The sequence below is a fragment of the Klebsiella sp. TF21-TM genome (assembly GCF_019753495.1).
GTDB classification, from domain to species: Bacteria; Pseudomonadota; Gammaproteobacteria; order Enterobacterales; family Enterobacteriaceae; genus Klebsiella; species Klebsiella quasipneumoniae.
Genome location: NZ_JAIJYL010000059.1, coordinates 1 through 7,998, shown reverse-complemented (window position 1 = coordinate 7,998; position 7,998 = coordinate 1). Strand labels below are relative to the sequence as shown.

Genomic DNA, 7,998 nt, shown 5'->3' with positions numbered 1-7,998 from the left:
CGTATTGCCTGAAAACACAACCCGCTACGGGGGAGACTTACCCGAAATCTGATTTATTCAACAAAGCCCCTTAAAACACCACCATCCAAAAATGGTGGTGTTTTAGATGAGGCCAAAAAAAATCAATATTTAAAGTGCAATGTTACAATTAAATTGCGTGGTGCTTAAAAAGAATAAGCACCACCAACAGTGTACTGTGTTTCAGAACCGTCAGAGTTAAGTAAGCGGCTATTCACGCCAGTATAGACTGAAAGACTATTTCCGACGTTCCATTGAATACCAGCCTCTCCCCGTCCATAACTCTTATCAGGTGAACTAACGTTAATTTCCCGAACTGAGTTATCCGTTGTATCGCGAATATTGAACTTATTGTCGATTCCATCACTCAGTTCCCGAACCCAGGTAAGGGAAGCATAGGGTAGAATCGTGTGGTTTCCCCCCAAAGATAATGAGGATGTGATTTTCCACCCTAAAGAAACTTCGAATGAGTTAACATTCTGCTCCTGATAATATACTGCTGTACGTAAATCTTCATGATCGTTAAAGGCATTAACTCGGTAGTGCGTGAAATCAAATCCAAATATTGGTCCTGTCTGCAGCTTAGAGAATTCAAAATCATACCCCCCATTAACTCTTCCGCTATAGAATAAAGCATTTGTGTTACTGTTAAGTTGGTTATCTAAAAGCACCAGGTTATCTTTGGATTCTATATAAACAGAACGTTTAGAATCTATACTGGACCGGCCCACTGACACATCGCTAGATAACCAGAATGGGTTTTCAAATTTAATTAACCCATACATACCAAACTGCCATGTATCATTCTTGACATATCCTCCTCGGTCAGTCTTATTGTAATCATGCTGAAAACTAAGGTTTGAACCTGCAATGAATTTATCATTGAACTGATAATCAAGCATCGCATAAGCTGTGCTATTTTGAGAACGTCCCTGGGGTACAGTATTAAAGCCATCGGCAGCAGTGGACTGGCCTTCTATGCCAACATTTCCTCCCCAAGTTCCAGATTCGCGAGGTTGCAAATAAAGTGACTGACGGCGTTTTCCCAGCAATGTATTTTGTACCTGGTGCTGGCGCTGCAAACTATTTTCAATCGTATATTGAAGATGCGCAGCAGATGTTGCAGAATACAACAGATCAGTATTTGACCATTCCAGTAATAATCTCGTTAGTAATAATGAGATATCGTGTAAGCGCTCATCAATTCTTTTTTCCCCCAGCGCACTGGTTAAAAACTTCTCGTTATCCTTAGAGGGACTATGCCATGTCGCCCCCCCAGGGACTGCAGGATTCGTTGTTTGTGTATATCCATCTTTGTTGCCAATATCCCAGTTTGTGGCTTCAAGATACAATACAGGGATATCAAAACGGTTAAAACTGTCCCCATCGCTACAGCACCCGGTTCCTGCGGGGTACTGCGGATCTAAACCTGGGTTCGTATGCAGTTCAATGCCTAATTCTTTAGCAATGCGAAAAACATGCTCACGTAAACTCGATAGCGCTGGATTATCAATACTGTTACTCCCTGCGTGGGCATAAAGCATGTCTCCGGTGATCATGCTATCCATATTAATCATGCCTTTTAGGTTTCCCGTTAATCCCTTCTGCTCAAGTTCTTCGGCCAGGGCTTTAGAACCACGCAAGCCTTCCTCTTCTGCACCAAACGCTGCAAATACCAAAGTCCGTTCTGTCTGTATTCCACTCAGATTATGTGCCACTTCTGTAAGCAAAGATGCGCCTGAAGCATTATCATCTAACGCCTCCAGGGTTGGCCTGCCGTAATAAGAATCGAAATGAGCCCCAGTAATAATATAATCATTACGTAATCCACGATTAGAGGCGATAACATTTTGCGATGTGCGGGTTTGTGCCCCGGACCACGAGAAATCCTGACGGTTTATTTTATACCCTGGGGACATTCTGTCCTCCATTAAGTTTGCTGCACCGATAAAATGTTCGGTGCCACGATATCTTCCGGGGTATTCATGAATTAATGAATCCAGAGTGCTCTTTGCATAATCACCATATTCAGCAGCGGTGGCAACTTGCTGAAAAGCAATAAAAGATAGTGCGACTGCTGTTTTTTTTAGCATACCAAAACCCTTTGAGTTAAAGCTTAATGAGAAAATTGATTGATGCTGAAATTCTATTTATCATTTATTAAATGGATGTGTGGTTAACATACAAACTTTGTAATTAATGATTTTGTATGGCTTAACCTTTTAGTTTATCTGTTTACGCTATAGCACCTCCGACAAATTGTTTTAGCCTTACGCTTTTAGGATTGTTAAAAATATCATCAGGATGTCCTTCTTCTTCAATTTTTCCCTGATGAAGAAAAATAACATGTGAAGATACATGACGTGCAAAGTCCATTTCATGTGTTACCACTACCATTGTTTTACCATCATCTGCAAGTTGCCGCATAATACGTAAAACTTCGCCAACAAGTTCAGGGTCGAGTGCTGAAGTTGGCTCATCAAATAGTAAAACATCAGGTTCCATTGCAAGGGCCCTGGCGATAGAGACGCGCTGTTGCTGTCCACCGGATAGTTGTACTGGGTATTTTAAAAGCTGTCTTTCATCTATCCCTACTTTTGCAAGGTACTTTACCGCTCTCTCTTTCGCTTCTCTCTTATTTAAACCTAAAACCTGCACCGGTGCTTCAATGACATTTTCCAGGACTGTCATATGACTCCAAAGGTTAAAGTGCTGAAAGACCATTGTAAGACGTGTCCGCAGTAACCGAAGTTGATGTTTATCTGCTACCTTGAGTTGCCCGTCTTTATCACGCACCAGGGATATGTTTTTATTATTAATAATAATAGATCCTTCACTTGGTTTTTCAAGAAAATTAATGCAACGTAAAAAAGTGCTTTTCCCTGACCCTGAAGAACCGATAATGGATATCACATCACCTTTATTTGCCTGTAGTGACACACCCTTGAGTACTTCGTGAGAACCATAACTCTTATGAAGTTCAACAATTTTCAGTTTTTGCTCTACCATAGTATCTCCAGATTATTAATGAGTAGGCTTTAGAAATTTATTTTCTGCCAGTCTAAATAAGCGTATCAATAAATACGATATTGCTAAATAAAGAATCGCAGCAATACCAAAAGCAGTAAATGGTTGATAGGTCGCTGCATTTATATCTCTACAAATTTTCAACAGATCTGGCACTGTGGCGGTAAATGCTAGTGCAGTGGAGTGCAGCATCAGAATAACTTCATTACTATAGGCTGGTAACGCCGTACGAAGTGCTGATGGCAAAATGATTCGAGTATAAAGTTTGAACGTTGTAAATCCGTATGCATGTGCTGCCTCAACATCTCCATTTGGTATTGACCGAATTGCTCCAGCAAATATTTCCGTGGTATAAGCACAGGTATTCAATGTTAATGCCAAAATTGTACAATTTAAACCACTACGAAAAAAGGCATTCAACAACTCACTGCCCTTTACGATTTCGAGAGTGTATACTCCGGAATAAAATACAAGCAACTGAACATACAATGGTGTACCACGAAAGACATAAGTAAATAACCAAATCGGGGATTTAATGAATTTATTATCCGATACTCTGGCGATAGCAAAAAAAACCGCCAGAAAACCACCTGTCAAAACCGATAAAATCAACAGCCATAGAGTGACAGCAACACCAGTAAAATGATAACCGTCACTCCATAACAGAGACTCCCAGTATTCCTGTATAATTTCCATCATAAAGTAACCTTCTTAACACCCACGGAAAAACGACGTTCCAGGAGGAAAAGCACTACTGTTGAAATAGTGGAAAAAAACAAATATATTGCACCACATACTATCGCAAAATAGAATGGTTGCCATGTGCTTTTACCTGCCAGTTGGGTTGCTTTGACAATATCCTCTAACCCCAACAAAGAAACCAAAGCCGTCGCTTTGAGAAGAACCTGCCAGTTATTGCCAATACCAGGAATTGCATAGCGCATCATGACAGGGAATATGATGCGCCGAAAGATTTTGGATTTGCTGAATCCAAATGCAATACCTGCTTCTATTTGTCCCTTCGGCACAGATTGCCAGGCGCCGCGGAACGTTTCCGTGAAATATGCGCCATATATAAACCCCAGAGTTAAAATTCCCGCAACCAGTGGGTTAAGGTCAATCTGTTCAAAACCAAACATATCTGTAACATCGTTGATGAGGATTTGTAGCCCGTAAAAAATCAACAACATTAATACGAGGTCAGGAACCCCTCGTATTAATGTTGTATAAGCATCTGAAGTTGTGACAAAAAATCTACTCCCACTTAGTTTAGCACTTGCCCCTATGAGGCCAATGAAGATTGCCATGACCAATGAACTCAACGCGAGTTCAAGTGTAACGATAGAGCCATTAAAAATGACCATAGTAAATCCATACAACATGTCATATATCCCGTTGTAATTACGAATCGTATCTTGCAGAGATTCGGAAAATAATTTCAAATTTTATCGTTCGTTAAGCTTGAGAATCTGGCGCACGTTGTTTACAAGCTCAGGCTACTTCCCTCCCAACCTATCCAGACTAAATATTACGCTTACACTCTGCATACACTATGCCAAAAAATGAATAATCGGCAATATGAAAAAATTTAACCATTAAAATCAATAAGATAGTGTGAATAACTATGCAATAATTATGCATTCGCATACACATGTTAACTTTTATAACCAGTTGCTACATCGGCGAAAAAAAAATTTATGCATACCACTAAAAAATTTTTAACAGTTTGTTAGGCATGCGGTTCATTAGTTTTATTTTTAACCATGCAATCTCAAGCACCAAATTGGTGCGAGTGCGTCAAATTGGTGCCCACAAATACATCTACAGAACATGATGATTGGCTAAATTATGTTCGCCATGCCATGCTGAATACCCCGCTTATCGATCTTTTTACTTTTGAAATCGTCTTCATTTATGGGGGGTAATTATCAACGCATTACTAATATCACTTATTAAATATCATAATATTTGCCGTAAAATGGACTTTGTTGAATAGAACATATTTCAACCGAGTGCTTTTGTAGTAAGTTCCGTTTCAGGTAATACGCGATTTTTTGAATAAGCTGAATTTTTGCTGAGTAGAAGTGTTAGATCTCGTGTCATCCCTATAACACAGACCGCTGCGGTATTCTGATCTTGCCATCAGACTATCCTGGTGAGGCTTTGTTGAATAAATCAGATTTCGGGTAAGTCTCCCCCGTAGCGGGTTGTGTTTTCAGGCAATACGCACGCTTTCAGGCATACCTGCTTTCGTCATTTTGTTCAGCGCTCGTACCAGGGCCATAGCCTCTGCAACCTGACCATCGTAGTCACGCAGTGTCAGTGAACCTCCGAACAGCTGTTTTACCCGGTACATCGCCGTTTCCGCTATCGAGCGACGGTTATAATCTGTTGTCCATTTCCACCGCGCATTACTCCCGGTCAGCCGCTGATTAGCCACTGCACGGTTACGGTCTGCATATTCACCGGGCCAGTAACCCGCACCTTTTCGGGGAGGGATAAGCGCGCTGATTTTCTTACGCCGCAGTTCATCGTGACAGAGCCGGGTGTCGTAAGCGCCATCGGCGGCGGCTGACCTGATTTTCCGGTGGGTTTGCCGGATTAACCCGGGGAAGGCTTCTGAGTCCGTCACATTGTTCAGCGACAGGTCTGCACAGATGATTTCATGTGTGTTGCTGTCAACTGCCAGATGCAACTTTCGCCATATACGACGGCGTTCTTTGCCGTGTTTTTTGACTTTCCATTCGCCTTCACCAAAGACCTTCAGCCCGGTGGAATCAATCACCAGATGCGCGATTTCACCTCGGGTGAACGTTTTGAAACTGACATTAACCGACTTTGCGCGCTTGCTGACACTGGTGTAATCCGGGCAGCGCAACGGAACATTCATCAGTGTAAAAATGGAATCAATAAAACCCTGCGCAGCGCGCAGGGTCAGCCTGAACACGCGTTTAATGACCAGCACAGTCGTGATGGCAAGGTCAGAATAGCGCTGAGGTCTTCCCCGTGATGAAGGCGTTGCCGACTCATACCAGGCCTGAATAGCTTCATCATCCAGCCAGAAAGTTATGGAGCCACGGTTGATGAGGGCTTTATTGTAGGTGGGCCAGTTGGTGATTTTGAACTTTTGCTTTGCCACGGAACGGTCTGCGTTGTCGGGAAGATGCGTGATCTGATCCTTCAACTCAGCAAAAGTTCGATTTATTCAACAAAGCCGATCTGATCCTGTAACTCAATAAAAGTTCTATTTATTCAACAAAGCCCAGAATAGAATTAATAATTAATCAGGTAGCTGAGGAGCATGACACTCAGGTGGAAAGTCGAACCATCAATATCTATGTTAGTTGTTTAGGCGATTTATGTCCGCAAAAATGAATACATTTACTTCGTAAATATTGAAGTAAAATAAGAGGGATGATAGGATGTTTATATCACTAAAAAATGGGTATTAAATATGTCATCATCTCTTTCTGTCGTTCGACAGCCCCTTGTTGATATCGTAATTGAAAGGCTTCGGCACTTAATAGCGGGTAAAACATGGCCTGTCGGAATGAAAATCCCTAACGAGGCAGAGCTGTCCAATCTGTTTGATGTGGGGCGTAATACCATACGGGAGGCTATCAGGGTGCTGTCGCATTCCGGTATGCTTGAAGTTCGTCAGGGAGACGGGACCTATGTTCGCAGTGAAGTTGATCCTTCCGAAATTATGCGCTGTGTCAGCATGTCAGGACTAAAAGATCATCTAGAGCTTCAGTACATACTTGAAGCTGAAGCTGCAGTCATGGCGGCCACCCGGAGAAGGGAGAACGATCTGGTAAAAATTTCAGACGCCCTTAAAAACCGCGCACAGTATTCAAATAATGGATCTCCGGAAGATTTTATCGATAAGGATAACCGGTTTCATATGTCAATAATTGAAGCCACTCATAATGATGCTATGATTGCGCTTTACAAGTATTTCAGCCTTTCCATAAAACATAATCATCAGCATCTTATGTCTGTGAGAAATTTACCTGAACCTGATCAACATGCGCATCAGAAATTGTATGAAGCCATAGCGGCAGGCGATCCCGTACAGGCCAGGGAGACTGTCAGACAGATTCTTGAACCCATGATTGAATTACTCAAAAAATTATAACCTAAACCGTGTTATGAGACGTTAAGCTCGGTAAAGTCCGACAGGCCTGGCTGATTAAGTTGCCGGAACATCACCTCCTGCCCGGCCCCACTCTGCAGTTTCCACTCACGGACCCGCCGCTGCATAGTCCTGCGGAGGCTGCTGGGGTACTGGCCGGGATATTTATCCTGCAGCATTTCCAGCAGGGTCGTGGGCATCAGAGCAGGCCTTTCCTTCAGTAGAGGAATAAACCCGCTGTCCAAGACGGCCTCGCCTGGCAAAAGGCGATATTTACTGCTAAGGGCAGGCTGTATGCTGAGGTGTCAATCTGGAGGGGATCTTCCCGAGTCTGAGCAAAATCACAATAATAATTTAATAAGGTCGACATGAAATATTTGAACCGGGATGAGGCAGTAAAATTCGCATTTCGGCTGCTTAGTAAAAAAGGTCGAGAACGCTACGGTCATTATCTTGTTGAAGGTATGCACACTGTGAGTGAATCCGTGGTTTCTGGTGCCAGGGTAGTGTGTATCCTGCACTCGGAAAACCGTTATGTTGATCTTACCAGTAACATCAGCAAGGGTGGGATTCAGGTATTCAGTTATCCGGAAAAACTATTGCGCCCACTTTCTGATGCTATTACGCCACAACTGATTTTTGCGCTTATTAAGAGAGATGAACCTGTTTATTCAGGCATGCTGACACAGCCCGAAGCCCGTATTCTAATTCTTGAGTCTCTGCAGGATCCCGGTAATACAGGGTAATGACTCCAACTTACTGATAGTGTTTTATGTTCAGATAATGCCCGATGACCTTGTCATGCAGCGCCACCGATT

General features: G+C 42.5%; 8 protein-coding genes and 1 pseudogene. 2 read left to right on the top strand and 7 right to left on the bottom strand.

Annotation, left to right across the window (positions count from 1 at the left end):
* Window positions 1-164 precede the first annotated feature (164 nt).
* The 5 genes from K5R89_RS26215 to K5R89_RS26195 all read right to left on the bottom strand — a co-directional run bounded on the left by K5R89_RS26215 (window position 165) and on the right by K5R89_RS26195 (window position 6,229).
* The gene (locus K5R89_RS26215; RefSeq protein WP_065813238.1) at window positions 165-2,111 is read right to left on the bottom strand and encodes an autotransporter domain-containing protein; all 1,947 of its coding nucleotides are present in this window, start codon (window positions 2,109-2,111) and stop codon (window positions 165-167) included.
* Window positions 2,112-2,253: 142 nt separating this feature from the next.
* A complete protein-coding gene (hisP, locus tag K5R89_RS26210) occupies window positions 2,254-3,027 on the bottom strand; it encodes a histidine ABC transporter ATP-binding protein HisP (protein ID WP_064175083.1) in 774 nt (257 codons plus the stop codon).
* 15 nt (window positions 3,028-3,042) lie between these two features.
* Window positions 3,043-3,744, bottom strand: a complete 702-nt coding sequence (locus K5R89_RS26205; RefSeq protein ID WP_074186309.1) for an ABC transporter permease — start codon at window positions 3,742-3,744, stop codon at window positions 3,043-3,045.
* Window positions 3,741-4,427, bottom strand: coding sequence for a histidine ABC transporter permease HisQ (hisQ, locus tag K5R89_RS26200; RefSeq protein ID WP_064175082.1), 687 nt, complete (start codon window positions 4,425-4,427; stop codon window positions 3,741-3,743). Before hisQ ends, K5R89_RS26205 begins: the two co-directional genes overlap by 4 nt.
* An 833-nt stretch (window positions 4,428-5,260) precedes the next feature.
* Window positions 5,261-6,229, bottom strand: a complete 969-nt coding sequence (locus K5R89_RS26195; RefSeq protein ID WP_074133681.1) for an IS5 family transposase — start codon at window positions 6,227-6,229, stop codon at window positions 5,261-5,263.
* 270 nt (window positions 6,230-6,499) lie between these two features.
* Between K5R89_RS26195 and K5R89_RS26190 the strand changes: the two genes are divergently transcribed.
* Window positions 6,500-7,183, top strand: a complete 684-nt coding sequence (locus K5R89_RS26190) for a FadR/GntR family transcriptional regulator (protein WP_065813444.1) — start codon at window positions 6,500-6,502, stop codon at window positions 7,181-7,183.
* A gap of 23 nt (window positions 7,184-7,206) precedes the next feature.
* Here K5R89_RS26190 and K5R89_RS26185 read toward each other — a convergent pair.
* Window positions 7,207-7,434 (bottom strand): annotated as a pseudogene (locus tag K5R89_RS26185) (IS21 family transposase); the annotation flags it as partial.
* A gap of 114 nt (window positions 7,435-7,548) precedes the next feature.
* Between K5R89_RS26185 and K5R89_RS26180 the strand changes: the two are divergent.
* Window positions 7,549-7,926, top strand: coding sequence for a hypothetical protein (locus K5R89_RS26180; RefSeq protein ID WP_065813443.1), 378 nt, complete (start codon window positions 7,549-7,551; stop codon window positions 7,924-7,926).
* Between the two features lie 10 nt (window positions 7,927-7,936).
* Here K5R89_RS26180 and K5R89_RS27905 read toward each other — a convergent pair.
* The coding region (locus K5R89_RS27905) for an IS1 family transposase (RefSeq protein WP_133060806.1) at window positions 7,937-7,998 on the bottom strand (62 nt) is incomplete at its 5' end.